Here is a 24,566-nt window from a genome sequence, read left to right on the forward strand (position 1 = left end):
CCCGCCCTTCCGCCGTCCCGCCCGGCCCGGACCGCGATCGTCGCGGGCGGCTTGGTCGTCGCGCTGGGCGTGCTGGCCGTCGTGTCCGCCGGCTCCGGCCAGCTCCACGTGCCGCCCGCCGAGGTCGTCGGCTCGCTGCTGCACCACGCGGGGCTCGACATCGGCCCGATGCCGGCGCACCCGAACGGCGACGCCGCCCTGTGGACCATCCGGTTCCCGCGCGTCGTCATGGCCGCGCTGGTGGGGGCCGCGCTCGCGACGGCGGGCGCCGTCATGCAGGGCGTGTTCGGCAACCCGCTGGCCGAGCCCGGCGTCGTCGGCGTCTCGTCGGGGGCCGCCGTCGCGGCGTCCGTGACGATCGTGCTCGGCCTGACCGCCCTGGGCCCCTGGACCACGGCCGCCGCGGCCTTCGCGGGCGGCCTCGTCGCGACGTTCCTCGTCTACGGGCTGGCCCGGTCGGCGGGCCGCACCGAGGTGGTGACGCTCGTGCTCACCGGCGTGGCCGTGAACGCCGTGTGCGGCGCCGGTCTCGCGCTGACCACGTTCCTCGGGGACACGCAGGCGCGCGAGCAGATCGTGTTCTGGCAGCTCGGCTCGTTCAACGGGACCCGCTGGGCGTACGTCGGCGTGGTCGCGCCGCTCGTGCTGATCGGCCTGGTCGGCGCGCTGCTCCTGGCCCGCCGCCTGGACCTCCTGTCGCTGGGCGAACGGTCGGCGCGGCACCTCGGCGTCGACGTGGAGCGGCTGCGCGTGCTCAGCATCGTCGTGGTCGCCGTGCTCACCGCCGCGGGCGTGGCGTTCTGCGGCATCATCGCGTTCGTCGGGCTCGTGGTGCCGCACCTGATCCGCATGGCCGTCGGCCCGGCGCACCGCGTGCTGGTGCCGCTCAGCGCGCTCGGCGGCGCCCTGCTGCTGCTGGCCGCCGACCTGGTCGCGCGCACCGCCGTCGGCTACGCCGACCTGCCGATCGGCATGCTCACCGCGCTGGTCGGCGGGCCCTTCTTCTTCTGGCTCATCCGCCGCACGCGGCGCACCGCGGGAGGCTGGGCATGAGCGCTCCGACCACACCGACACAGCAGACCGCACAGCCGGCCGCGCAGCAGTCCGCGCAGCAGGATGCACAGCCGACGTCGGCGACCGGGCCGACGCCGCTACTCACCCTGGCCGGCGTCCGGGTCACCGCCGGGGACGCCGTGCTGCTCGACGGCGTCGACCTGGAGATCCGCCCCGGCGAGGTGCTCGTAGTCGTCGGGCCGAACGGGGCCGGCAAGTCCACGCTCGTCTCGGTCCTGGCGGGCGACCGCGCCCCCGACGGCGGCGAGGCGGCCTGGACCGGCACGCCCCTGGGCGCCGTCCGCACCGCCGAGCTGGCCCGGCTGCGCGCCGTGCTGCTCCAGGAGAACCAGGTCAGCTTCCCGTTCCGGGTGATCGACGTAGTCCGCATGGGGCGCGCGCCCTGGCAGAGCTCCGGCAAGCCCAGCAAGCAGAGTTCCGGCAAGCAGAGCCACAGCACACCCGCCGACGACGACGCCGTGGTCGCCCGCGCTCTGGCGGCCGCCGACGTCGTCGGGCTGGCCGAGCGGCGCTTCCCCACGCTGTCGGGCGGCGAGAAGGCCCGCACGTCGTTCGCGCGGCTGCTCGCGCAGGACACCACGCTGCTGCTGCTCGACGAGCCGACCGCCGCGCTCGACGTCCGGCACACCGAGCACGTGCTGCGCCACGCCCGGCGGCACGCGAGCGAGGGGGGCGCCGTCGTCGTCGTGCTGCACGACCTGGCCCTCGCCGCCGCCTGGGCCGACCGCGTGCTGGTGCTCGACGGCGGCCGGGTCGCCGCCGTCGGCGCGCCCGCCGAGGTGCTGACCGCCGACCTGCTGTCCCGGGTCTACGAGCACCCGGTCGACGTGGTGCGGCACCCCCTCACGGGCGGGCTGCTGGTGCTCCCCCGGTACGCGGCCGACTCCGCCGCGTACGGCGACGCCGACGCCGCGCCCGCCGACGCCCCGTCCGACGTCCGGCACGACACCCGAACCGACGCCCTCAGCGAGGACCACGCATGACCTCCCGTCACCTGCCCCGCCCGGCGATCTCCCTGGTCGCCCTCGTCGTCGTGGTCGCGCTCGCGCTGCTCGGCCCGGCGCTGACGGCGCACGCCGCCGCCCGCGTCGCCGTCTCGGGCCAGCCCGACGCGGGCTCGGCCACGACGGTGCGCGTCTCCGGCAGCGGCTTCCAGTCGGTGCCCAAGGCGTTCGGCGGGGTGTACGTGTTCTTCGGCTGGGTCTCGGACCCCTCGGGCGGGTCGTGGGCGCCCAGCCGCGGCGGCGTGTCCGGCGACACCTACCGGTACGTGCCCGACGCCGAGACCGCGCAGAACGCCGGCTACCAGCGGTTCGTCGCGTTCCCGAGGTCGAGCACGGAGGCGGAGGCGAACGGCGGCACCGTCGCCGCGAACGGCACCTGGTCCACGAACCTCGTGATCCCCGGCGCCCGTTTCGAGGCCGCCGACGGCGGCACCGTGGACTGCACGACCGTCCAGTGCGGCATCATCACGATCGGCGCGCACGGGGTCCGCAACGCGAACAACGAGACGTTCACGCCCGTCACGTTCGCCGGTGCCGGCTCCGGTTCCGGGTCGGGCTCGGGTTCGGGTTCGGGCGGCGGTTCGGGCGCGGGCAGCGCGCAGGACGACGCCGCCGGCTCCGGGGCGGGCGCGTCCGGCGGCGGGGCCGGGTCAGGCTCGGGTTCCGGGGGCGGCGCTGTTTCGGGCGACACCGGGTCCGACGACGACGCCAAGGACCGGCCGGTCAAGGCGAGCCTCGGCGTCGACCAGGCCACCGCCGTCGTCGGCCGGGTGCTGAGCTTCGGCGCGCAGGGCCTGGAGCCCGGCGAGCAGGTGAGCGTCACGCTCGACGACGGCCTGCTCGCCGTCGGGCCGCTGGTCGCGGGCAACCACGGCGAGGTCGCGGGGCTCCTGGAACTGCCCTCCGAACTGCGCACGGGCACGCACGTGCTGCGGCTGTCCGGGGCGTCCTCCGGGACGAACATCGAGACCGAGGTGACCGTCACCCGAGACCCGGCCGAGGTCTCGGCCGCGGAGGCCGCCGCCGAGGCGGCGGGTGCCGCGGGCGCTACCGGTGCGAACGGCGCGGGGGCCAACGGTGCGAACGGGGGCGACTCCTGGCGCCCCGAGGAGATCGCGGTGGGCGTCGCGGCGCTGCTGCTGCTCGTCGTCGTGCTCTCGTCGCTGGTCACGGCGCTGAAGCGCCGCGCGGACCGACGCCGGGCGGAGCGGGACGCGGCGGAGCAGGTGGTCGCAGAGCAGGACGCCGGAGTGCAGGACGCCGGAGAAGCCGCCGAAGGCGCAGACGGCACGGACGCCAACCGCTCAGGCACGGACAGCGACGACTCGGACGGCAGGAGCGCGGACCGCGAGAGCGCGGACGCAGGGCACGCATCGGCGAACGAGCACACACCGGCGAACGGTCAGGCGGCGGCGCACGAGTCGGCTCCGGCAGACAGCGCACCCGCGGCTGAGCACGCACCGGCCGCCGTCGTCGAGACGGAACCTGCCGCAACAGAACCCGCCGCGCCCCGGCACGCCGCGCCGGAGCCCGCCCCGGCAGAACAGCCTCCGACAGAACCTTCCCCGGCACACGAGCCCGCCCCCGCCGAGCAGGAGGCCCGCGCATGAGCCGCACGACCCGCCGTCGGCGGGGCGCCGCGACGGCCGCCGCCGTCGTGCTCACCCTGCTCCTCTCGGCGACCACGGTTGCGGCCGCGGCGTCGGGCACCGGCGACGACCAGGGCCCCCTCCTGCTCACGGTGACCGTGCCCGACGACGCGACCGAACCGCCCGGCGAGGGCGAGGACAACCGGCTGACGAACGCCGAGCTGCGCTGGGCCGTCAGCGTGCAGGCCGGGTCGGAGAGCCACCTCGCGGGCCAGTGCAACTTCCTGGTCGCGGGCCGTCCCGGCACGGACGGGAACACAGGCGGCGGGCGCATCTGGACCACCGCCGACGAGAACCTGTACCACGGGCGGTCGGGCGACGTCCGGGTGCTGCGGACCGTCGGCCGGGGCGCGAACGCCACGCAGCGCACCGCCACGTTCGGCACGCGCTGCACGTCCCCGGACGGCCGCCCCGTGTCGTACTCCGCGGGGCGCACGACGGGCGCCGAGGTGGTGCTCACGGGCGGCACCGGAACGCGCGAGGCCGACGGCTCGGTGCGCATCAAGTGGTCCGGCAGCTTCACCGTGGTGTTCTACGGCGGCCTCGTCTACTGGTGGGTCACCGACCCGGAGCTGCGCCTGGACGCCGCCGGTAACGGCGCGCTCACCGGCACGCTCGGCGGGTACGGCACCGACCAGCAGGACATGACCATCTGGGAGCCGCTGCCCGCGACCAGGGCACAGCTCGTGACCTTCACCGGACGCAAGCTCGACCCGGCCTCGCGCGGCGGGCACCTCGTGCCCGACTACTGCGGCGAGCGCGTGAGCACCGGCAGCCGCGTGCCACAGCTCCGCGAGGACCCGGCGGGGAGCTGCTGGGGCGCGTTCCCGCAGTCGTTCGTGACCTTCCACCAGCTCGTGGGCGAGCCCGAGTTCTGGTACTCGACCGGCACCCGCGACGAGATCAAGACGCCCGCGAACGTGAGCGTCAGCTTCGACGCCGAGCGGTCCGTCGGCAGCGCGGGCCCGGGCGGGTCGGGCGGGAACGGCGGCAACGGCTCGGGCGGCGGCGCGGGAGCAGGCACAGGGGGCGGCGGCACCGCCGCGCCTCCCGCGGCCGCCCCGCCCCCCGGCACCGCTCCCCCGGGCGCGGCGGGCTCCGGCGGCGACGCAGGGGCCGGCGGCTCCGCGCGCACGGGAACCGACCCCGACGCCCCCGCCTCGTTCCTCCCGGTCGCCGCCGCCACGCTCGGCGCGGCCGGCGCCGACCTGATCCCCGACGGCCTGCTCCCGGACGGCCCCGCCGGCCGCCGGCTCGCCGTCCTGACCGCCGTGCTGCTGGTCGCCGCGTCCGTGGCGATCCTCGGCTTCCGGCAGGGCTGGCTCGTGCTGCCCTTCCGGCGGCGCGACTCCTGAGACCCCCAGTCCGCAGTCCATCCCCAGAGAGAGGCATGAATTGATGACACGCAGCAGACCGGCGGGCCGTCCGCGGCACCGCGCCGGGCACGCGCTCCTCGCGACCGGACTGGCCGCGACGCTCGGCACGGCGCTGGCCGCCGCACCGCTCGTCGCGCTGACCGCCGCCGCGGCGGAGCCGAGCGAGGTCACCGCGGACAGCGGCGACCTGGCCTGGGGCTTCCGCGAGAGCTTCCGCAACTACGTGGGGCGCCAGACGGCGGCCCTCCCGCCCATCGGCGCGGTCCCGATCGGCGAGCGGATCACGCTCGTGGCGCCCGGCGAGTTCGACGAGGACGGCACCCCCGCCGCGCCCCTCGACACCACCCCGCCGAACGAGACGCTTCCCTACCTGCTTCCCGTCACGGGCGGCACGGTCACGGACGCGGACAACCTGACGGTCGCCAGCGCGGGCGGCGCCGTCTACCACTTCCCGTCGCACGCCTTCACGGTGACGGTCAAGGACGTCGCCGTGGTGGTCGACGGCGGCGTGGGCACCCTCGTGGGCGACCTCGCCGTCGAGATCCCGGAGAACAACCTGGGCTACGAGCCCGGCACGTACGGCGGCGACGACGTCGTGCTGGGCGAGGTCGCGAACACGACGGTGAACGTCTCCGCCGACGCCGTGACCGTCTCCGGGACGGGCGTGACCCTGACGGCCGACGGCGCCTCGGCGCTCCAGGACTTCCTGGCCGAGGGCGCCGCCCTCGACAACTTCTCCGTGAGCGCGCAGACCAGCGCGCCCACGGAGCAGCCCGAGGAGTGGAACCCGACCGTGACGCTGTCGAAGGCGTCGGGCGTGGACCCCGAGGGCGAGACCGTCACGGCCACCGGTTCGGGCTTCGACCCGGCGGCCAACATCAACACCTCGGGCCGCCCGCCGGTCGCCGCGGGCGCGCCCACGGGCGTGTACGTGGTGTTCGGCTCCTTCGGGAGCCCGTGGCGGCCGTCGGAGGGCGCCGGCTCGGGTGCCCGGACGGTGCTCGTCCAGAAGTGGGCCCTGCCGGAGCCGTCGTACTCGCAGGTCAAGGCGGACTTCCCGAACGTGGCCGGCCAGCTCGTGCTGCTCAACCCGGACGGCACGTTCACGGCCGAGCTCGCGGTCGCGCCGTCGGACACCGCGACCGGTGCCTACGGCGTCTACACGTACGCCGCGGGCGGGGCTGCGGCGAACGCCGCCCAGGAGCTGGGCATCCCGGTGTCGTTCGCGACGCCGGGCGGCTCGGGCGACATCGACCTGGAGGTCACCGTGCCCGAGGGTGAGGACCCGGGCGAGCCCGGCGAGCCGGGTGCGTTCACGTGGACCGTCGTGGGCGGCGCCGGGGCCGTGAGCCTCGGCACCGCCGAGGCGGGCGCGGGCGCCCTGACCGCGACGGGCGACCTCAAGCGGGTCACCGTCAGCGACACGCGGGCCGGCGGCCCGGCGTGGAGCATCAACGGCACGGCGACCGACTTCTTCGCGACCGGTGGTTCGGCGTCCTTCCCGGGCAGCAGCCTGGGCTGGTCGCCGTCGGTCTCGGAGAACACCGGTGGCGCCGTCGCCGGCGCGCTGGTGCGGCCGAGCACCGGTTCCGGCCTGACGGCGGGCGCCACCCTGGTGTCCGCGCCGGCGGGGCACGCGTCGGGCTCGGTGACGGCGGACGCCGCCCTCGACCTGCGCATCCCGCTGGAGACGCCGGCCGGCGACTACGCGAGCGTCCTCACGCTCACAGCGGTGGGCTGACGGTCCCGTGTCCGTTCTGCCACACCGTGCAGGCCCGCTGCCGCGACGCGTCCTCGGACGCGCCGCGGCAGCGGTCGCGCTGCTCGGCGCCCTGTCCTTCGGCGCCCTGATCGTCTCCGCGCCGGCCGCCACGGCCGCCGGTGCTGTCCCGGCCGCGCCGGTCCTCACTGCGAGCGACGACGGCATCTCGTGGTCCGTCACCCCCGCCGACAACCGGCAGGGCAAGGGCCGCGCCAACTACGGCTACGCCGTCGAGCCCGGCGACCGCGTCTCGGACGCCCTCGTGGTGACGAACCGGTCGGCCGCTCCCCTGCAGCTCAGCGTGTACGGCACAGACGCCTTCACGACGCCGAGCGGCCACATCGACCTGCTGACCGCCGACGACCCCGCGACGGGGCTCGGCACCTGGCTCACCTTCCGGCGGGGCACGCTGGACCTGGAGCCCGGCGAGTCCGCCGAGGTCCCGTTCACGCTCCGCGTGCCCGACGACGCCGCGCCCGGCGACCACTCGGGCGGCGTCGTCACGGCGCTGACGCAGCGGGTCGGCGACTCGGCGCTCACCGTGGACCGCCGCCTGGCGCTGCGCGTGCACGCGCGCGTGGCCGGGGACCTGGCGCCCGGGCTGGGGATCAGCGACGTGAGCGTCACGACCGACCTGTCCGCCAACCCGTTCGGCACCGTCACCTCGACGGTCCGGTACAGCCTGACCAACAGCGGCACCGCGCGGCTCGTGCCCACGGAGACGGTCGCCGTGGCGGGTCCCGGCGGGACGGCGTGGCTCGGTGACCCGGCGACGGCGTCGGGCGAGCTGCCCGAGATCCTGCCCGGCTCGACGGTGGAGCGCGTGGTGACGGTGTCCGGCGTCCGCCCGCTGGTGCGGGCCGAGGCGACCGTGCGCGTGGACGGTCTGGTGATCGGCATCGGCGGGGGCGGCGTCACCTCCGCGAACGACGCCGCGAGCGGCTGGGCCGTACCGTGGGCCCTGCTCGGCCTCGTGGTGCTGGCCGTGGCGGCGGCCGTGGTGGTGCCGCTGGTCCGGGCGCGGAGGGCGACGGGGTCGCGGGGCGCGGAGGGCTCGGCCGGCGCGACACCGCGGGAGGTCAAGGCCACGGTGACGCAACAGGCGTGACATGGCGGGCGTGACGCGGCGGACGTGACGCGGCGGAAGCGCGGGGACGACGTCGGTACGGGGACGACGTCGGCGCAGGGACAACGCCGGTGAGACCGTAGCGGTGAGAGGACCGGGGCACGACAGCACTGGCAGGACGGCGGGCCTCGGCACGAGAGAATGGGCAGACCCGCAGGCAGTACGAGAGAAAGGCGCCCGCATGGTCGGCAGCACGAACGGGTGCACTGACGGTTGGACTGGCCGCTCCCCCCACGGCGGCGCCGGACGGCTCCGGACGGCGCTCGGCACAGCAGAGCCCAGCGCGGCACGGCCCCGGGTGGCGCGGGCTCGCACGGCGTCGTCCCGGGCGGCCCGACCCGCGGCGTTCCTCGGGTCGGGGTCGGCGGCACGGCTCAGGACGGACGCCCGATGAGCCGGCCCGACGAGCGGCGGTTCCCGGGCTCGGTGTTCGGCGTCGGCTCGGAGCCCGACGCGCGGTTCTCCCTCGCCAACGAGCGGACCTTCCTGGCCTGGATCCGGACCGCGCTGGCGCTGGTGGCGGGCGGGGTGGCGCTGGAGACGCTCGGGCTCGACCTGCAGCCCGGGCTGCGGCTCGCGGCGTCGATCGTGCTGATCGTCGCGGGGACGGTGCTGCCGCTGATCGCCTGGGCGGGCTGGGGGCACGTCGAGCGGGCGCTGCGCAGCGGGTCGCCGCTGCCGTCGACGATCGTGGGCGTGGTGCTCGCCGTCGTCGTCTCGGTGGTCGGGGTGCTCGTGCTCCTGGGCGTGCTGCTGCGATGAACGCCCCCGGCACCCCTGCGCCGGGAACCGCCGGGCCGACGCCTCCCCCGGGGCTGCAGCCCGAGCGGACGGAGCTGGCGTGGCGGCGCACGGCGCTGTCGGTCGCCGCGGTCTCGCTGGTGGGCGCGCGTCTGCTGCCGGCGCTGTTCGGCAGCGCGGTCTGGCTCTTGCCCGGCCTGGTCGGGCTGCTGCTGGCGGGTTACCTCTGGCTCGCCTCCCGACGCCGCCACGCGCGGCGGGTGCCGATCCCGGCCCGGGGTCCGGGACACGACTCCCCGGGCGCGGGCCTGCTCGCGATGGCGGGCGCCGTCGTCGTGACGATCGGCCTGGGCGGCCTGGCCGTGATCCTGACGATCCACCTCTAACTGCCGACGCCAACTCCCGCCGACTCGGAGGTGCGCTTCTACCCCGTCATTGCGCCCGGAATCACGCTGTTTCCGGGCCCAATGGCGGGGTAGAAGCGCACCTTGGTGATGGACGCCGTCGTCGTCATGATCGGCCCGGTCGACCTCGCCACCGTCGTGGCGATCGGCTTGGACGGCGTCGCCGTCCTCGTGGCGATCGGCTTGGACGGCGTCGCCGTCGTCGTCGCGATCGGCCCGCGATTACCGCCGGCGGTGAGTCGGGCCAGCGGCGACCCCGGCCGGCCGCACCCCGGGCCACACGGACGCCAGAGGTGCGCATCTACCCAGTCATTGGGCCCGGAATCAGGCTGTTTTCGGGCCGAATGACTGGGTAGAAGCGCACTTCGGTGGTGGGCGTCGTCGTCGTGACGATCGGACCGGGCGACCGCCCGTCGTCCCGACGATCCACCGGTAGCTGCCCCGCCGGCGGTGAGTCGGGCCGGCGGTGACCCCGGCCAGCCGCGCCCCGGGCCGCGCGGACGCCAGAGGTGCGCTTCTAGCCAGTCATTGGGCCCGGAATCACGGTGTTTTCGGGCGTAATGACTGGGTAGAAGCGCACCTCGGCGGCGGGTGCCGGATCACTGAGTGGGCAGGTGAGGTCAGCGGGTGTCGGTGTGCCGGGTCAGGGGGTCGGGGTCAGGGGAGGGTCCAGCGTTGGACCGTGGTGCCGTCGCAGTTGGCGATCTCCGTGCGGGTGCCGTCGGTCTGCACGCGGCCCACCGGCTGGAGGCAGCGGCCCGACTGCGGGTTGCGCAGCGCCAGCGTGCCGCTCGTCGAGGCCCACTGCTGGGCGCCGGTGCCGTTGCAGTCCCAGAGCTGGACGGGGGTGCCCGCCGCCGTGCCGCCACTCGCGACGTCGAGGCACTTGCCGAGCGCACGGACCGTGCCGTCCGTGCCGACCGTCCACGACTGGGCGGCGTTGCCGTTGCAGTTGGCGAGCTGGATCGGCGTGCCGTTGGCCGAGGACGCCCCGGCGACGTCGAGGCAGATGCCGTTGCTCGCCCGGACCGTGCCGGTGCGGCCGCCCCCGCCGCCACCGGTGGAGTCGTAGACGCGCACGTAGTCGACGACCATCTGCTGCGGGAACTGCGTGGACCCGTCGGGGTAGCCGGGCCAGTTGCCGCCGACGGCGACGTTCAGGATGAAGAAGAACGGCTGGTTGAACACCCACGGGTTGCCGCCCGTGTTGGCGGGCGTGAACGTCTGGTAGGCGTTGCCGTCCACGAGCCAGGTGATGGAGTTGGGGCTCCAGTCGACCGCGAACGTGTGGAAGTCGTCGGCGAACGACCAGTTCTGCGGGTGCGCGTACGACCCGGTGATGGGGTTGCCGCCCGAGTAGCCCGGGCCGTGCAGCGTGCCGTGCACCCGGTTGGGCTCGCGGCCGATGTTCTCCATGATGTCGATCTCGCCGGAGTTGGGCCACGGCGTGCCCGGGAACTGGCCGCCGAGCATCCAGAACGCCGGCCAGATGCCCTGGCCGCGCGGGATCTTGATGCGCGCCTCCAGACGGCCGTACTGCGGCTGCACCTTGCCCTTGGTCGTCAGGCGGGCCGACGTGTAGCCGCTGCCCGACTGCCGGGCCGTGATGACGAGGTTGCCGTTGCCGTCCAGGGCCGAGTTCTGGCGGGAGTTGACGTAGTTCTGCAGCTCGTTGTTGCCCCAGCCGCCGGCGCCGGTCTCGTGGTTCCAGTTGGCCGCGTTGGGCGCGCTGCCCGCGGCGCCGTTGAACTCGTCGGACCAGGTCAGGGCGGCGGCCGCCGCCTCTGCCTGTGCCGCCTCGGCGTGTGCCGCCTTCGAGTCCTGGGCTGTCGAGTCCTGCACCGCCCCGGCGTCGGACACCTTCGGCGGCGCTGCCGAGGCGACGAGCGAGGCGGACAGGACGAGCGTCACGGCGGCGACCGCCGTGACCAGGGTTCTGGGGGTTCTGCTCCTGGCTGTGCTGTTTCTGGGGGTGGATCGGTGTGCACGACGCATCGGGGTGCTCCCTCGACGTGATCCTTCCCGCCGGGCGGGACTACCCGGCGGTCATCGCTGTGGTCATCGCTGTGGTCATCGCTGTGAGTGGCCTGGCCGGCCGCTGAGGCCCGGCTGGTCGTGGCGGGAACGTACATTCGGCCGCCGACGGCGCACAACGGGTGGGCGCACAGTTACGGGTTTTCCCCATGTTCCTGCGGTGTTGCCGCAGGCAAGGGTGCCTCAGGCAAGGGAGCTCACGCCGCGAACAGCAGGAACAGCCCCGCCCAGGTGTAGACCACCATGAGCAGCACGCCGGGCAGCTCGTCCGCGAGCACGAGGGTGTGCTGCCGGCCGGGGGCCGCGCGCAGCGCGCGGTCGTGCGCGGCGAGCACGCCGACCAGGTGGCCCAGCACGATGCACACGACCTGCACGACGGCGATCACGGCGGGGTCGGGCACGGCGACGTCGGGCGCTACGAAGCCGGACGAACCGCCGTCGGCCCCAGGAGCCCACTGCCCCACCAGCAGCCACAGCCCGCGCGGACCCTCCACGACCAGCAGTGACGCGTAGTGCGCCAGGGTGTAGCCCGCGGCGATCGGGACCAGCGGCAGCGCGATGTCCGCGCGGCGCGTCGTCCAGCGCAGGCTGCCCGCCACCAGCACGCACACGCCCACCAGGCCCGCTGTGGCGACGAGCTCGGGCGCCCCCGTCGACTGCGCGAACCCCGCCCACAGCGGCGAGCCCGACGCGCTGTCGAAGATGGTCGAGCCCCACCACACGGCGACGAACGCGATGGTGCCGCGCGCCAACGCGGCCGTGCTGAGCCCGGCCTTGGTGAGCCCAGCCGTGGTGAATCCAGCCGTCGTCAGCCCGGCCAGGGGCGAGCGCAGCACGTACCGTCCGGCGTCGTCCCGGCCCAGGACGCTCAGGCGTCCGGCGAGCTCGGAGTACATCTCGAACCCGTCGCCGCGCGCGAACCAGCTCTCGCCGCGCACCAGCCCCGCCCCGAGCTGGACGACGGCGTACGCCGTCAGCCAGGTGCCGATCAGCCGGGGGTCGGTGCGGTCCGGCGCGACCAGCTCCAGCCAGACGAACGCGAGCAGCGCGACGGCGGCGGGCCAGTGCCCCCAGCCGCGGTCGTCGGGCCCGGCGAGCGGGCGGAGGCCCGTGACCGGCACCCGGAGCAGCCGGCAGAGCCCGGCGTGCAGCGTGCGCAGCGGGTTGACCCCGCGCCACACCGGCCCGAGCAGGACGCTCACGGGGACGAGCCCGACCCACAGCCAGACGAACACCAGGTGGGCGGCGGGGTTGGTCTCGTCGGCGGGACCGAGCAGGGCGTTCCCGACCGTGTAGAGCGCCAGCGCCAGCACGACCGCCCGGGCCGGCCCGCGCCACCATGGCGAGCGCAGGACGGCGTCCCACCGGGCGGGCAGTGGCCGGACGGCGCCCTCGCGCGGCGTGCGCCACAGGAACGAGACGACCAGGAACGACAGGACCACGGTCACGGCACCGGCCTGGAGCACCAGGTCGAACGGCAGCGGAAGATCCTGCGAGCTGCCGACGCCGTGCGCCGCCAGCGGGGCGTGGCGCGGGCTCACCGGACCGCGAGCTGCAGCAGCAGCGTCTCCGGGTGGGCCTCGACGTCGAACACCCCGGGGGTGTCGGCGAGGACCTCGAGGCAGACCGGGTCGCCCGGAGCGGCCTCGGCGGCGACGTCGTAGCCGTGCACGTGGATCTCGGCCGGGGCGTCCACCTCGGCGCGGAGCACCACGGTGCTGCCCAGCGGCACCTCGACTCGGCCGGGCGCGGGCTCGACCCGGCCGTCGGCGAAGCGGACCTCGACCTCGACCGGCGGCTCACCGGTGGCGGGGTCGTCCGTGGCGGGGTCGTCCGTGCAGATCCCGGCCTCGTGGTGGTCCTGGTGAGCGGTGTCGGACGCCGATGCCTCCGCGGGCGGTGCGTCGGCGGACCCGGCAGCGGGCCCGGCGGCGGCGCAGCCGGCGAGCACGCCGGCGACGGTGACCGCGGCGACGGCGGCCGCGGCGGCACGGGCGAGGAGGAGCGGGGTGGTCGTGCGCGTCATGAGTTCTCTCTCTGGTTCTGGTTCTGGTCGTCGTTCGGGTTCAGGGCCGGGCTCGGGCCCGGCGGCAAGGCCTCGCCCTCCCCGCCGCCGGAGTCCGCGAGCGCCCGCAGCGCCCCGGCCCCGGCGACGGCCGCCGCGGTGCCGGTGCCGAGCACGACGGCGACGAGGAGTCGTTCGAGGGCGTCGGGTCCGGCGAACGGGAGCACGCCGAAGTGGAAGACGGTCAGGTCGGGCAGGATGAAGACGACGCTGAGCCCCGCTCCGGCGCAGACCCCGAGGACGCCGCCCGCGCGGCCCCGGATCGCCGCGACCGCGGCGACGACCACCAGGGGCCAGACGAGCAGCCCGATCCCGGTCGCGTCGAGGAACGTGCCCCACAGCGGCGCGGACTGCACCGCGAGCGTCGAGCCGACCACGTGGACCAGCGAGGCCGCGACGGTCGTCAGCCCGGCGACCGCGAGGAGCACGTGGGGCCGTCGGGCCCGGCGGGCGACGGCGATCAGCGTCCCGGCGACGGCGGCCGCGAGCGCCCACCACGGCAGGGCGGGCGGCGCAGGTTCGGCGACGTGCTCGCCGGTCACGGTCACCGAGGTACCGCCGGCGGTCAGCGGTACGGACCAGGTGGTGCGGTCGGCGTCGCCGAGGTCGCGGTCGAGGGTGGTGGCGCGGGCGTCGATCCAGGTGCGGGTGGTGCCCGCCGGGACGGTCACGGGTCGCTTCTGGCCGCCCCCGGCCGGGACCCGCACCGCGGTGGCGGTGGCGTTGCGGACCTCCAGCCGGGCGCCGTCCTCGATCGCGCGGACGGTCAGCCCGGGTACCCGGGGCGAAACGTCGAGGACGACGCCGCGGACGCCCGTCGGGCTCAGGCCGCCGGCGTGCGCGGCCGCCGGGGAGATCGCGGTCAGCAGCACCACCAGGGCCAGGGCGAGCGCGCTCACCCCCCGGCGGACCACGCTCACGGCGCGGTCGGGGCCGGCTCGGCCGGCGTGCGCTCGGCCTGCGTTCGGTCAGCCTGAGCGGACCCAGCCTGGGTGGACCGGGCAGGCTCAGCCTGGGCGGCCGCACCCGCCGGCTGGACCCGGCGCACCAGCCACGCGGTGCCCGCCCCGGTGAAGGCGACGAGCGCGAGGAGCCCACTGATCATGTGCAGGTTCCAGGCGGGACCGCCGGCCGTGACGGTGCTGACCGCGAGCACCGCGCCCCAGACGACGGCGGGCGCGGCCAGCCCCAGGACCATCCAGCTCTGGTCCGGTCCGAGGGCGCGCAGCCGGGGTGCCAGGGCGCGCGCCACGAGCTCGACGACGGCGGTCGCCGCCGTGATGGTCACCGGCAGCCAGAGCTCCGCGTCGCCGAGCACCAGGCAGATGAGGAACGCCGGGGCCGCGACGAGCACGGTGGGCGCCGCGACGGGCAGGCGCCAGCGGCGGGAGATCAGCAGGATCGGGACGAGCAGCACCACGGTGCTGCCCACGTAGGCGTGGAACATCTGGGCGTCCAGCGAGAAGGAGCTCATGTCCGTGTCGCCCGTGCCGAGCAGCGGCTCCTCCAGCGCGGAGGCATGCCCGGTGTAGATGTGCACGGGGATGGCGGCGAGCACGGCCGAGATGGTCGTCAGGACGGCGTCGGCGCCCCGCAGGCGCCGGCCCGGCGTCGCGGGGACGGTCGCGGAAGCGGTCGCGGAGACGGTGCTCGCGGACGACGCGACCATCAGCGCGGGCCCCGCGGCCACCAGGACCATCCCGGCGATGATCAGGTAGTGGCTGGGGCTGAAGAAGATCTCGAGCCCCTTCTCGATGCCGAACAGGTTGTGCCACAGGGTGTCGATACCGCCGCCGACCAGCAGCAGCGCCATGCCGATCACGGGCAGCCGCAGCGCGGACGGCGTCGCCCGCAGGAGGCTGCGGTAGGTCACCGTCTGCGGGAGGCGGGAGCGCAGCAGCCAGACCAGCGTGAGGCCGCAGGCCGCGATGCCGGAGTACATCACCGCGTGCCACGGCGTCCAGAAGGTCTCCAGGTCGGGGATGGTGGAGTGCGCGAACGCGTCGAGCTGCAGCCCGACCACCAGCCACAGGCTGGCGGCGGCGAGCGTCCAGCGCTCGCGGGCGGTGAACCGCGCGGAGGCGGCGCCGTCGGGCAGGTCAGGTAGCGCGGTGGCAGACGGCGGGATGGCAGACGGCGGGGTGGTGGGCATCGAGGTGGTTCCCTCTCGGGTCGTCCGGGTGCTGGGTCGTGAACACCACGAACGTAGGAAGCGCGGTCCTGCACCCGCGTCCCTCGCGGGAGCGATCCGCCCCCTACGAGAGGACCATCTTTCACCCCGGGACCTGCCCGGACGGTCTAGCGTCCGGGGACGACGAGCCCGTTCTCGTACCCGAAGACGACGGCCTGCACCCGGTCGCGCAGGCCGAGCTTCTGCAGGATGCGGCTGACGTGCGACTTGACGGTCTGCTCGCTGATGACCAGGGCAGCGGCGAGCTCGCCGTTGGACATCCCGCGGCTGATCAGGGTGAGCACCTCCCGCTCGCGGTCGGTCAGGCTCTGGACCAGGGGGTGCTGCGCCGGGTCGCGGGGCGCCGCCTCGACGAACCGCTCGATGAGGCGCTGGGTGATGCCCGGCGCGAGCAGCGCGTCGCCCGCCGCGACGACGCGGACGGCGGCGGCGAGCTCGTCGGGCCCGGAGTCCTTGAGCAGGAAGCCGCTGGCGCCGGCCCGGAGGGCCTCGTAGACGTAGTGGTCCGCGTCGAAGGTCGTCAGCATCATCACCCGCGGGCGGTGTGCTGCCTCCCCGGCCCGCGCGCCCGCCGGCCGGCTCGCCGGGTCCAGCAGCTCCCGGGTCGCCGCGAGGCCGTCGAGCACGGGCATGCGCACGTCCATCAGGACGACGTCGGGGGCCAGGCGCCGGGCCTGGTCGACGGCGCCGCGGCCGTCGACCGCCTCACCGACGACCGTGATGTCGGCGTACGAGTCCAGGATGGCCCGGATGCCCACCCGGATCATCGGCTGGTCGTCCGCCACCAGCACCTTGATCGCCGCTCCGCTCATCGCCCGCGCTCCCCCTCCGTACCGCTGTCCGTGTCAGTTCCCGCGCCGTCTCCACCGTCACGGCCGTCCCCGCCGTCCGACGCCGGGAGCGGGAGCCGCGCCATGATGCGGTACCCGCCGTCGGGCCGTGGCCCGTGCCGCAGCTCGCCGCCGAGGTGGGCGACGCGCTCCCGCATCCCGGTGATCCCGTGCCGCGACCGCTGCGTCCCGCCGGCCGGCTCGACGCTGCCGGTGCCGCCCGCCGTGTTGCTGACGGTGACGACCAGGTCGGTCCCTTCCCGGTCGACATGGACCGTCGCCGACGCGCCACGCGCGTGCCGCACCACGTTGCTCAGCGCCTCCTGGACGATCCGGTAGGCGGTGGTCCCGACGACGTCGGGCACCTGTCCCACCTCGGGCTCGACCACCAGGGTCACGGGTGCACCGTACCTGCTGGTGCCCTCGACGAGCTCCGGCAGCCGGGCCAGGCCGGGGGCCGGGTCGGTCTCGGGCGCCGCGCCGGACTCGCGCAGCACCCCGAGGAGCTGGCGCATCTCCCCCAGCGCGCCGCGGGCGCCGGCCGCGATGGCCGTGAACTCGGCCCGGGTGCTCGCGTCGACGTCGGCGAGCCGGTAGGGCGCCGACGTCGCCTGCATGTGGATCACCGACATGCTGTGCGCCACCACGTCGTGCAGCTCGCGGGCGATGCGCGTGCGTTCCTCGACGAGCGTGCGCCGCTCGTGCTCGACCCGGGCGTCCTGGCGGGCCGCGGCCAGCTCGCCGCGGATCCGCAGCCGATACCGGGAGGCGATCCCGCCGATCAGGGCGATCAGGGAGGCCAGGCCCAGCACGACGACGGCGAGGGTCTCCGCCACCTCGGAGTGCCGGTCCTCCACGGCGAGGGCGACCAGCAGCACCGACACGCCGGCGATCGTCCACCACACGCCGACGGCGATCCGCCAGTCGTGCCGCAGCGCGACCAGGGCGACGTGGGCCACGAGCACGCAGATCGTGACGGCGGGGAACGGGGCCGGCCCCGACGCCATGACGTCCAGGGCCGCCGTCGCGAGGCACTGCACGACCGTCGCGACCACCGGGTGGCGCAGGGCGACGGGCAGCGCCAGGCAGGACAGGGAGCTCGCGACGTACGCGAGGACCGGGTCCACGTCGGCCTCGTTCGCCTGGAGCGCCAGCGCGATCATCCCGAAGGCGGCCAGCACCGAGACGACAGCGGTCCACAGGAAGTCGGAGCGGGCCGGGCGGGACGGGGCGAGGTCCCCGGTCGTCGATCCGGACCCTGTCGTTGATCCAGACCCTGACGTCGATCCGGACCCTGTCGATACGAGCACGGCCCGAAAGTATGCGGCGGCGCACCAGCAGGCAAGGGACGCACGCGCTGTGAACGTTCCGTCCGCAAATCTGCGGATCGGGTGACGGAGGTGCGTGGCGGCGCCCCCAGCCCCAGGTTCACCGCTTACCTTCTATCCGTGACCCTTGTCGACCTCGTGCTGATCGTCGCCCTGCTCATCGCCCTGGGCGCCGGCCTGAGCCGGGGCCTGCTGGCCACGCTCGGCGGCCTGACCGGCCTGATCCTCGGCGGGCTGGCGGCCTTCTGGGCCGTGCCCGCGGTCAACGACGTGCTGCCCTCGGCGCAGTGGCGCGGCCCCGTCTCGATCGCGCTGGCCGTGCTGCTGCCGCTGCTCGGCGCCTCCATCGGGGCCGGGTTCGGCCACGACCTGCGCCGCGGCGTGGACCGCACCGGGCTGCGCCCGCTGGAGCGGCTGCTGGGCGGCGCGGCGAACGTGATCGTCGTCGCGCTGGCGCTGTCCTTCGTGGGCAACGCGGTCTCCGCGACCGGCACGCCGGGCGTCTCCTCGGCCGTCTCGTCCTCCGCGGTGCTGCGCGCCATCGACGACCTGACGCCGGCCGCCGTGGGCCGGCCCCTTGCGCAGATGCGCGCCATGGTGCTCGACGACGGCCTGCCGCGGCTGAACATCCTGATGGTGCCGCGGGAGGAGGCCGTCGCGCCCGTCGTCGACCTCGACAACGCGCAGCTCGAGGCCGCCGCGCAGTCCGTCGCGCGGATCTCGGGCATCGCGTACGCGTGCGGCAAGAGCTCGACCGGCTCGGGCTTCGTCGTCGCGCCCGACCGGCTGGTCACCAACGCGCACGTCGTGGCCGGCGTGGACCGCCCCGTCGTCGAGCTGCCCGACCGGCCCGCCCGCGAGGGGCGCGTCGTGTACTTCGACCCGGTCGACGACCTCGCCGTCGTCGCCGTCGAGGACCTGGGCGCGGAGCCGCTGCGCATCTCCCGGACCCTCGCCGTCGGCGACCGCGCCGCCGTCCAGGGCTACCCCTGGGGCGGCCCGTTCACCTCGCGCAGCGCGGGCGTGCTGAGCGTGAACACCGCGCCCGTGCCCGACGTGTACGACGAGGGCGCCAGCCCCCGCGAGGTCTACTCGATCGCCGCGGAGGTGCGACCGGGCAACTCCGGCGGGCCGCTGCTGACCACCGACGGCCGGGTCGCGGGCGTCATCTTCGCCCGCGCCGAGGCCGACGTCGAGGTGGGCTTCGCGATGACCGACGCCGAGCTGCGCCCCGTCGCCGCGCAGGCCACCGCCCTGGACTCCCCGGTGTCGTCGGGGCGCTGCGCCGCCTGACCCAGCCGCCTTACCCCGCCGCCTGACCCAGCCCGCACCGCCCAGCCGCAGGCCCTAGAACGCCCGGTAGTCCGCGATCGGCAGCTTGGGCCCGCGCCGCGGCGCCCGGGCGCGCCCCGACAGCGACAGCAGCCGCACCACCCGGTGCCGGTGCGGCGCGTAGGGCGCCAGCAGCCGCAGCATGCCGTCGTCGTCGGTGCGCTCGCCCGTCAGGGCCCAGCCGACGGCGGCGGGCAGGTGGAAGTCGCCGACCGAGACGGCGTCCGCGTCGCCAAAGGCGCGCTGCGCCACCTCGGCGGACGTCCACACGCCCACGCCCTGCACCTTCTCCAGCCGCGCGCGGGCCTCGGCGGGCGCCATCGCGGCGGCCTCCTCCAGGCGCGGGGCCACCAGCGCGCAGCGCACGGCGGTCCGCGCGCGCCCGGGGTCGACGCCGGCGCGGTGCCAGTCCCACACGGGCACGCGGGTCCAGGCCCGCGCGTCGGGCACCACGCGCAGCCCGCCGCGCAGGCCCTCGGGCGCGGGGCCGGGCGCCGGCGTGCCGTACCGCGTGACCAGCCAGCGCCACGCCCGGTGCGCCGTGACGGTCTGCACGCGCTGCTCCAGCACGGCGGGCACCAGGGCCTCCAGCACGCGGTCGCTGCGCACCATGCGCATCCCGACGGCGCGGCGGTGCGCGACGGCGGCCTGCGGCGGCGGCACGAAGTCCGCGGCGTCGTCGTCCTCCCCGAGCAGCACGGGCAGCGCCGCGGCGGCCTCGCGGGCGCCGTCGCCCCACAGGTGCACCACCACCTCGTGCGGCCCGGCCGGCACGAACCGCTGCGTCACCGGACCGGCGCGCAGCAGCGACGTGCGCCACACGGAGCCGTCGGCGGCCGGGTGGAACGTCGGGTCGCCCGGGCCGTGCCCGAGAGGCCCGAGCGTCAGGCCGACGTCGAGCCGCCGGGGCGAGGTGTGGCGGACGGTGAGCACATCCCAGTGGACCACGCCGGCGAGAGTTTCCGGCACGGGTCAGCCCGAGATCCGCGCCACCTCGCGCACCACGGTCTGCACCAGCAGGCGCTGCCCGAGCGGCCGGAAGTGGCCCGCCAGCGGCAGCTCGACGTTGCGCGCGCCGGTCAGGCGCCCCGTCTCGGGGATGTGCGGGTCGAACCGCGGGTAGACGGAGGTGATGCGCTCGTTGACCAGCAGCTCGCCCGCGAGCGCCAGCAGCACCGGGTCGCGGGGGTCGAAGGACCGCAGGGCCCGGGAGAGCATGTACCGCGCCCAGCGGGAGCCGGCGAAGGGTGTGGCGACGGCAACCATGCCGAGCACGCGGTCGGCGGCTGCCGAGAGCATGACGTGCTTGCCGATGAGGCCGCCCTTGCTGTGGGCCACGAGCACGACGCCGGTCAGGTCGGCGCGTTCGAGGTGCTCGACGACGACGTCGGCGGACTCGGGGACGGGCCGCGCGTTGTGGCGCAGGGCGGGCACGGCGTGCACGGGGTGGCCGGCGCGGGCGAGCGCGGTCGCGACGGGGCCGAGGAACTCCCAGGTCTCGTAGATGCCGGGCAGGAGCACGGCGGGCGCGGCGCCGCCGGGTCCGGTGGGCAGTGCTGCGCGGCCCACCAGGTGGCGGAGCTGCCGGTCGGCGGCCCAGGCGTAGTCGACGGCCCGGGTGCCGAGCCGTCCGAGCTCGGCGAGCACCCGTGGGGCGGGCCTGCCGGGGTCGCGGGACCGGTTCATCCGGTGCAGGCTACCGCGCCGGATGCGGGTGCACCGGCCCGGTGCGAACGTGGCCTCATGCGCGTCGTCGTCGTGGGTGCCACCGGAAATGTCGGGACCGCGCTGCTGCGCGCCCTGCACGCGGAGCCGCGGGTCACGTCCCTGCTGGGGATCGCCCGGCGGTTGCCGGACCGCGGCGCCGAGCCGTACGTGTACGCGGGGTGGGGGGCCGTCGACGTCGGCTCGGAGCAGACGGACGAGGCCGTGGTCGGGCGGCTCGTCGAGCAGTTCCGCAGGGCGGACGCCGTCGTGCACCTGGCCTGGCTGATCCAGCCGAACCGGCAGCGCGAGCGGCTGCGCCGCACCAACGTGGAGGGCACCCGGCGGGTGGCCGAGGCGGTGGCGCGGGCCGGGGTGCCGCACCTGGTGGTCGCGTCCTCGGTGAGCGCGTACTCCCCCGTGGCCGACGACGAGCCGCGGCGCGAGGACTGGCCCGTCGCGGGCACCCGGACGTCGCACTACAGCGTGGACAAGGCCGCGCAGGAGCGGGTGCTGGACGAGTTCGAGCGGGCGCACCCCGACGTCGCGGTGGCGCGGCTGCGGCCCGCGCTGATCTTCCAGGCGGACGCCGCGCAGGAGGTCGTGCGGTACTTCCTGGGCCCGCTCGTGCCGGTGAGCCTGCTGCGGTACGGCCGGCCGCCCGCGATCCCGCTGCCCGCGGGGCTGCGCCTGCAGGCGGTGCACGCCGACGACGTCGCCGACGCCTACGCGCGCGTGGTCCTGGAGCGTGCCCGCGGGGCGTTCAACGTGGCGGCCCGGGACGTGCTGAGCGGCCAGGACCTGGCCCGGATCGCGGGTCACGGCCGCCTGGTCGAGGTGCCGCCGTCGGCCGTCCGGGGCGTGCTGGCCGCCGCCTACGCGGCGCGGGTGGTGCGTACCGACCCGGGCTGGCTCGACATGGCGCTGGGGGTGCCGGTCCTGGACGCGACCCGCATCCGGTCCGAGCTCGGGTGGGCGCCGCGCCGGACCGCGGCGGACGCGCTCGAGGACCTGCTGGAGGGCATGGCCGTGGGCCAGGGCACGGGGTCGGCGCCGCTGCGGCCCGCGAGCCCGCGGCCCCCGGGCGACGCCACGGTGCCCGTGCCGCGGCGGGCGGGCGCGGAGCCACGCATCCCGGACTCGATGGACCACTACCTGTTCGGCCTCTACCTCTCCGACCACTTCACCGGCGCGACGGCGGGCCTGGAGCGGCTGGAGCTGATGACCCGCACCTACGCGGACACGCCGTTCTACGCGGAGCTGGCGGAGGCCACCGAGCAGCTGCGGGGCGAGCGGGAGCTGTACCGCGACCTGCTGAACGCCCTGGGCGTGCCGCGGCGCCGGCACCGCCAAGTGGCGGCGTGGCTGGGCGAGAAGGCGGGGCGCCTCAAGCTCAACGGCCGCCTCACGGACCGGTCGCCGATGACGGCGGTGCTGGAGGCCGAGCTCATGCGGTCCGCGGTGCTCGGCAAGATCGGCGGCTGGCAGACCCTGCGGGAGCACGCCGACGACGTCGGCCTGGACGCCGCGCGGCTCGACGAGCTCCTGGACCAGGCCCGCGCGCAGGTCGAGCTGTTCGACCGGTTCCACGCCTGGGCGCGGGAGCGGGCGTTCCGCAGCGGGACGGTGCCGGGCTAGCTGTCCTTGCTCGTGCTGTTCTGGCCCGTGCTGTCCTTGCTCGTGTCGCCGTCGTCCGCGCGGTGCCGCCCGGCCGCCGTGGTGCGCAGCTCGCGCCCGCGCTCGACCTCCTTGAGGCGCTTGGCCTCGCGCTTCTCGCTGGCGCGGGCGTCCTTGGGCGGGAGCTGGAGGGTCTCCTCGGCAGCGATGCCGCCCTGGAGCTGGCGCCCGCGTTCCAGCTCGGCGTCGAGCTCCGCGCCGAACAGCAGCGCGAGGTTGGTGATCCAGAGCCACAGCAGGAACACGATGATGCCGGCCAGCGAGCCGTACGTGGCGTCGTAGCTGGAGAACGTCGCGACGTAGAACCCGAAGGCGGCCGACGCGAGCACCCACGCGAAGATCGCGACGAACGCGCCGACGCTGATCCAGCGCATCCGCGGCTGGCGGACGTTCGGCGTGACCCGGTACAGGATCGCGACCAGCACGATGACGAGCAGCAGCACGACGGGCCACTTCGCGATGTTCCACACCGTGACGGACGTGGAGCCCAGCCCGACGGCGTCGCCCACCGCCCGGGCCAGCGAGCCGCTCAGCACGAGTGCCACCACGATCAGTGCCGCGATCACCACCGCGACCAGCGTGACCAGCAGCATCACAGGGCGCAGCTTCCACACCGGGCGGCCCTCGTCGATCGAGTAGATCCGGTTCATCGCCCGCCCGAAGGCGCCCACGTACCCGGACGCGGACCACAGGGCGAGCGCGACACCGAGGACGAGGGCCAGCCCTGCGCGGCCCCCGCCCCCGGCGGCGTTCTGGACCAGGGGCTCGACGACCGCCAGCGCGTCCGGCGGCACCACGCCGTCGACCGTGTCGATGACCCGCTCGACCGCCTGCTCGGCGTCGCCCACCAGCCCGAGGACGGAGACGAGGGCGAGCAGGGCCGGGGCCGCGGCGAGCACGGCGTAGTACGTCAGCGCCGCCGCCAGGTCCAGGCACTCGTCCGCGGAGAACTGCCGCACGGTGTTGCGCGCGACGTACTTCCACGTGCCCCGGTGCAGGTCCGGCGGGGAGTCTGGCTTGCGCCGGTCGTCCGGTGCCGGTGCGCCGGTGCGGGAGGACGAGTCGTCGATGTCGGTCATGGTGCCTGCCCCCTGGTCGCTCTCTGCCCGGTCGTTCTCTGGTGGATGGTCGGTCTCCAGCGCCTGCTCGGTCTCTACCGGCGCGTCCCTAGCGGCGCGCGGCGCGGCCGGACACGACGAGCGACGCGACCGCGAAACCGAGCCCGAAGGCCACCAGGCCCACGCCGAGGGGGTTCTCCCGCACCCGGTCCAGCAGCTGGTTCACGGACGACTGGTCCGGCGCCGACCACGGGCTCGGCGCCGAAGGCTTCCGCGCGGACGGCGTCCGGCCCGACGACGCGGGGTCGTGCGCCGAACCCGTCACCCGCTCCTTGACGTGGGACACGCCGGAACGCACCCGGTCGGCCTGGCGGCGCGCCATGTGGGCCGGGTTGATCCGGTCGCCGAGCGCGTCGACGTCGTGGCTCAGCTCCTCGCGCGTCCGCTCGATGTCCGCGCGGATCACCTCGGGATCGTTCGTTTCCGAGCCGTGGGGGTCAGGGCCGTTCGTGTCCGGGCCGTGCGTGTCGGAGCCGTTGCCAGAGACGTTGGTGCTCATGAGTTCCTCTCCTCGTGTCCGCGCAGCGCGTCGGGGATCTTCTTGACGGACTCGGCGGTCTTCGGCAGGCCGCCCACGGACTGCAGCGCGGCCCGGCCGCGCAGGGCGAGCACGCCCGCGATCAGGGCCCACACTCCGGCGACGACGAGCGCGGACCAGCCGCCGCCCAGCCACGTCGCGAGCGCCCACCACAGGGAGATCGACAGGAAGACCAGCACCATGTGCCCCGCGACGCCCGCGCCGCCGAACATGCCGGCGCCCTTCCCGGCGTTCTTCGCGGACTGCGCCACCTCGGCCTTGGCGAGCGCGACCTCCTGCCGGACCAGCGTCGACAGGTCGCGGCTGACCTCGCCGACGAGCCGGCCGATGCTCTCCTGCCCGGGTGGGACGTCCGGCGGGGGCGGTGCCGCGCTGGACGGGGCGAACGGATCAGGTGCCGTCTGGCTCATGAGGGACTCCCGTCGTCGTCCTCGCACGGTGGCGACCGGGCGAGGTCAGAGGGCAGGGCAGCGGTGTGCCGCGCTCCACCGTGCGGCCGCTTCATGACCTCCCTCCAACCTAGGCGGGTGAAACCGGCTCGCAACCGGGAGCGGTCCTCGTGGGCGGCGACGTGGGCGGCGACCATGAGGCGACCAGGCGACGACGGCGTCGT

23 protein-coding genes are annotated in these 24,566 nt (G+C 75.5%); 11 read left to right on the plus strand and 12 right to left on the minus strand.

What is annotated here, in order from left to right:
* Nucleotides 1-36: 36 nt before the first annotated feature.
* The 9 genes from FHX71_RS10875 to FHX71_RS10915 all read left to right on the plus strand — a co-directional run bounded on the left by FHX71_RS10875 (nucleotide 37) and on the right by FHX71_RS10915 (nucleotide 9,484).
* Complete coding sequence (locus FHX71_RS10875) at nucleotides 37-1,053, plus strand: FecCD family ABC transporter permease (protein ID WP_312877087.1); 1,017 nt, start codon at nucleotides 37-39, stop codon at nucleotides 1,051-1,053.
* Nucleotides 1,050-2,057, plus strand: coding sequence for a heme ABC transporter ATP-binding protein (locus FHX71_RS10880; protein WP_246402519.1), 1,008 nt, complete (start codon nucleotides 1,050-1,052; stop codon nucleotides 2,055-2,057). The genes FHX71_RS10875 and FHX71_RS10880 overlap by 4 nt, the downstream gene beginning before the upstream one ends.
* Nucleotides 2,054-3,688, plus strand: coding sequence for a hypothetical protein (locus tag FHX71_RS10885; RefSeq protein ID WP_182616115.1), 1,635 nt, complete (start codon nucleotides 2,054-2,056; stop codon nucleotides 3,686-3,688). Before FHX71_RS10880 ends, FHX71_RS10885 begins: the two co-directional genes overlap by 4 nt.
* On the plus strand, nucleotides 3,685-5,082 hold the full coding sequence (locus tag FHX71_RS10890) for a hypothetical protein (RefSeq protein ID WP_182616117.1): 1,398 nt from the start codon (nucleotides 3,685-3,687) through the stop codon (nucleotides 5,080-5,082). The genes FHX71_RS10885 and FHX71_RS10890 overlap by 4 nt, the downstream gene beginning before the upstream one ends.
* 43 nt (nucleotides 5,083-5,125) lie before the next feature.
* The gene (locus FHX71_RS10895; RefSeq protein ID WP_246402520.1) at nucleotides 5,126-6,844 is read left to right on the plus strand and encodes an HtaA domain-containing protein; all 1,719 of its coding nucleotides are present in this window, start codon (nucleotides 5,126-5,128) and stop codon (nucleotides 6,842-6,844) included.
* 7 nt (nucleotides 6,845-6,851) lie between these two features.
* The gene (locus tag FHX71_RS10900) at nucleotides 6,852-7,973 is read left to right on the plus strand and encodes a WxL protein peptidoglycan domain-containing protein (RefSeq protein ID WP_312877009.1); all 1,122 of its coding nucleotides are present in this window, start codon (nucleotides 6,852-6,854) and stop codon (nucleotides 7,971-7,973) included.
* Between the two features lie 408 nt (nucleotides 7,974-8,381).
* Nucleotides 8,382-8,753 carry a YidH family protein gene (locus tag FHX71_RS10905; RefSeq protein ID WP_182616119.1) on the plus strand — a complete coding sequence of 124 codons (372 nt, stop codon included), beginning with the start codon at nucleotides 8,382-8,384 and terminating at the stop codon, nucleotides 8,751-8,753.
* Nucleotides 8,750-9,118, plus strand: coding sequence for a DUF202 domain-containing protein (locus FHX71_RS10910; protein ID WP_182616122.1), 369 nt, complete (start codon nucleotides 8,750-8,752; stop codon nucleotides 9,116-9,118). The genes FHX71_RS10905 and FHX71_RS10910 overlap by 4 nt, the downstream gene beginning before the upstream one ends.
* 102 nt (nucleotides 9,119-9,220) lie before the next feature.
* A complete protein-coding gene (locus FHX71_RS10915; protein ID WP_182616124.1) occupies nucleotides 9,221-9,484 on the plus strand; it encodes a hypothetical protein in 264 nt (87 codons plus the stop codon).
* 309 nt (nucleotides 9,485-9,793) lie between these two features.
* On the opposite strand, the gene FHX71_RS10920 is transcribed toward FHX71_RS10915, so the two are convergent.
* The 7 genes from FHX71_RS10920 to FHX71_RS29725 form a co-directional block, all read right to left on the minus strand.
* On the minus strand, nucleotides 9,794-11,047 hold the full coding sequence (locus tag FHX71_RS10920) for a family 16 glycosylhydrolase (RefSeq protein WP_312877010.1): 1,254 nt from the start codon (nucleotides 11,045-11,047) through the stop codon (nucleotides 9,794-9,796).
* Between the two features lie 320 nt (nucleotides 11,048-11,367).
* Nucleotides 11,368-12,711 (minus strand): hypothetical protein, encoded by a 1,344-nt coding sequence (locus tag FHX71_RS10925; RefSeq protein ID WP_182616128.1) that lies wholly within the window; start codon nucleotides 12,709-12,711, stop codon nucleotides 11,368-11,370.
* Nucleotides 12,708-13,196, minus strand: coding sequence for a cupredoxin domain-containing protein (locus tag FHX71_RS10930; RefSeq protein ID WP_182616130.1), 489 nt, complete (start codon nucleotides 13,194-13,196; stop codon nucleotides 12,708-12,710). The genes FHX71_RS10925 and FHX71_RS10930 overlap by 4 nt, the downstream gene beginning before the upstream one ends.
* Complete coding sequence (locus FHX71_RS10935) at nucleotides 13,193-14,134, minus strand: hypothetical protein (protein ID WP_182616133.1); 942 nt, start codon at nucleotides 14,132-14,134, stop codon at nucleotides 13,193-13,195. The genes FHX71_RS10930 and FHX71_RS10935 overlap by 4 nt, the downstream gene beginning before the upstream one ends.
* A 17-nt stretch (nucleotides 14,135-14,151) precedes the next feature.
* Complete coding sequence (locus FHX71_RS10940) at nucleotides 14,152-15,387, minus strand: hypothetical protein (protein WP_182616135.1); 1,236 nt, start codon at nucleotides 15,385-15,387, stop codon at nucleotides 14,152-14,154.
* A gap of 146 nt (nucleotides 15,388-15,533) precedes the next feature.
* Nucleotides 15,534-16,238: a response regulator gene (locus FHX71_RS10945; RefSeq protein WP_182616137.1), complete on the minus strand. Its 705-nt coding sequence runs from the start codon at nucleotides 16,236-16,238 to the stop codon at nucleotides 15,534-15,536.
* A complete protein-coding gene (locus FHX71_RS29725) occupies nucleotides 16,235-17,566 on the minus strand; it encodes a sensor histidine kinase (RefSeq protein WP_182616139.1) in 1,332 nt (443 codons plus the stop codon). Before FHX71_RS29725 ends, FHX71_RS10945 begins: the two co-directional genes overlap by 4 nt.
* Before the next feature lie 138 nt (nucleotides 17,567-17,704).
* Between FHX71_RS29725 and FHX71_RS10955 the strand changes: the two genes are divergently transcribed.
* On the plus strand, nucleotides 17,705-18,877 hold the full coding sequence (locus FHX71_RS10955; protein ID WP_182616141.1) for a MarP family serine protease: 1,173 nt from the start codon (nucleotides 17,705-17,707) through the stop codon (nucleotides 18,875-18,877).
* A 54-nt stretch (nucleotides 18,878-18,931) separates the two neighbouring features.
* Here FHX71_RS10955 and FHX71_RS10960 read toward each other — a convergent pair whose 3' ends face one another.
* Together FHX71_RS10960 and FHX71_RS10965 are read right to left on the minus strand one after the other, a co-directional pair.
* Nucleotides 18,932-19,864, minus strand: coding sequence for a DNA-3-methyladenine glycosylase family protein (locus FHX71_RS10960; RefSeq protein ID WP_312877011.1), 933 nt, complete (start codon nucleotides 19,862-19,864; stop codon nucleotides 18,932-18,934).
* Between the two features lie 24 nt (nucleotides 19,865-19,888).
* Nucleotides 19,889-20,602 (minus strand): esterase/lipase family protein, encoded by a 714-nt coding sequence (locus tag FHX71_RS10965; protein ID WP_182616143.1) that lies wholly within the window; start codon nucleotides 20,600-20,602, stop codon nucleotides 19,889-19,891.
* 57 nt (nucleotides 20,603-20,659) lie between these two features.
* On the opposite strand from FHX71_RS10965, the gene FHX71_RS10970 reads away from it, so the two are divergent.
* Nucleotides 20,660-22,258, plus strand: a complete 1,599-nt coding sequence (locus tag FHX71_RS10970) for an NAD-dependent epimerase/dehydratase family protein (protein ID WP_182616145.1) — start codon at nucleotides 20,660-20,662, stop codon at nucleotides 22,256-22,258.
* Here the strand turns inward: FHX71_RS10970 and FHX71_RS10975 are convergent.
* From FHX71_RS10975 to FHX71_RS10985, 3 genes are all read right to left on the minus strand, one after another.
* On the minus strand, nucleotides 22,255-23,376 hold the full coding sequence (locus FHX71_RS10975) for a YihY/virulence factor BrkB family protein (protein ID WP_182616147.1): 1,122 nt from the start codon (nucleotides 23,374-23,376) through the stop codon (nucleotides 22,255-22,257). The genes FHX71_RS10970 and FHX71_RS10975 overlap by 4 nt on opposite strands.
* A gap of 88 nt (nucleotides 23,377-23,464) precedes the next feature.
* On the minus strand, nucleotides 23,465-23,914 hold the full coding sequence (locus FHX71_RS10980) for a DUF3618 domain-containing protein (RefSeq protein ID WP_182616149.1): 450 nt from the start codon (nucleotides 23,912-23,914) through the stop codon (nucleotides 23,465-23,467).
* Nucleotides 23,911-24,363 (minus strand): phage holin family protein, encoded by a 453-nt coding sequence (locus FHX71_RS10985; RefSeq protein ID WP_182616151.1) that lies wholly within the window; start codon nucleotides 24,361-24,363, stop codon nucleotides 23,911-23,913. Before FHX71_RS10985 ends, FHX71_RS10980 begins: the two co-directional genes overlap by 4 nt.
* Nucleotides 24,364-24,566 lie beyond the last annotated feature (203 nt).

It is taken from the genome of Promicromonospora sukumoe (genome assembly GCF_014137995.1).
Lineage (GTDB): Bacteria > Actinomycetota > Actinomycetes > Actinomycetales > Cellulomonadaceae > Promicromonospora > Promicromonospora sukumoe.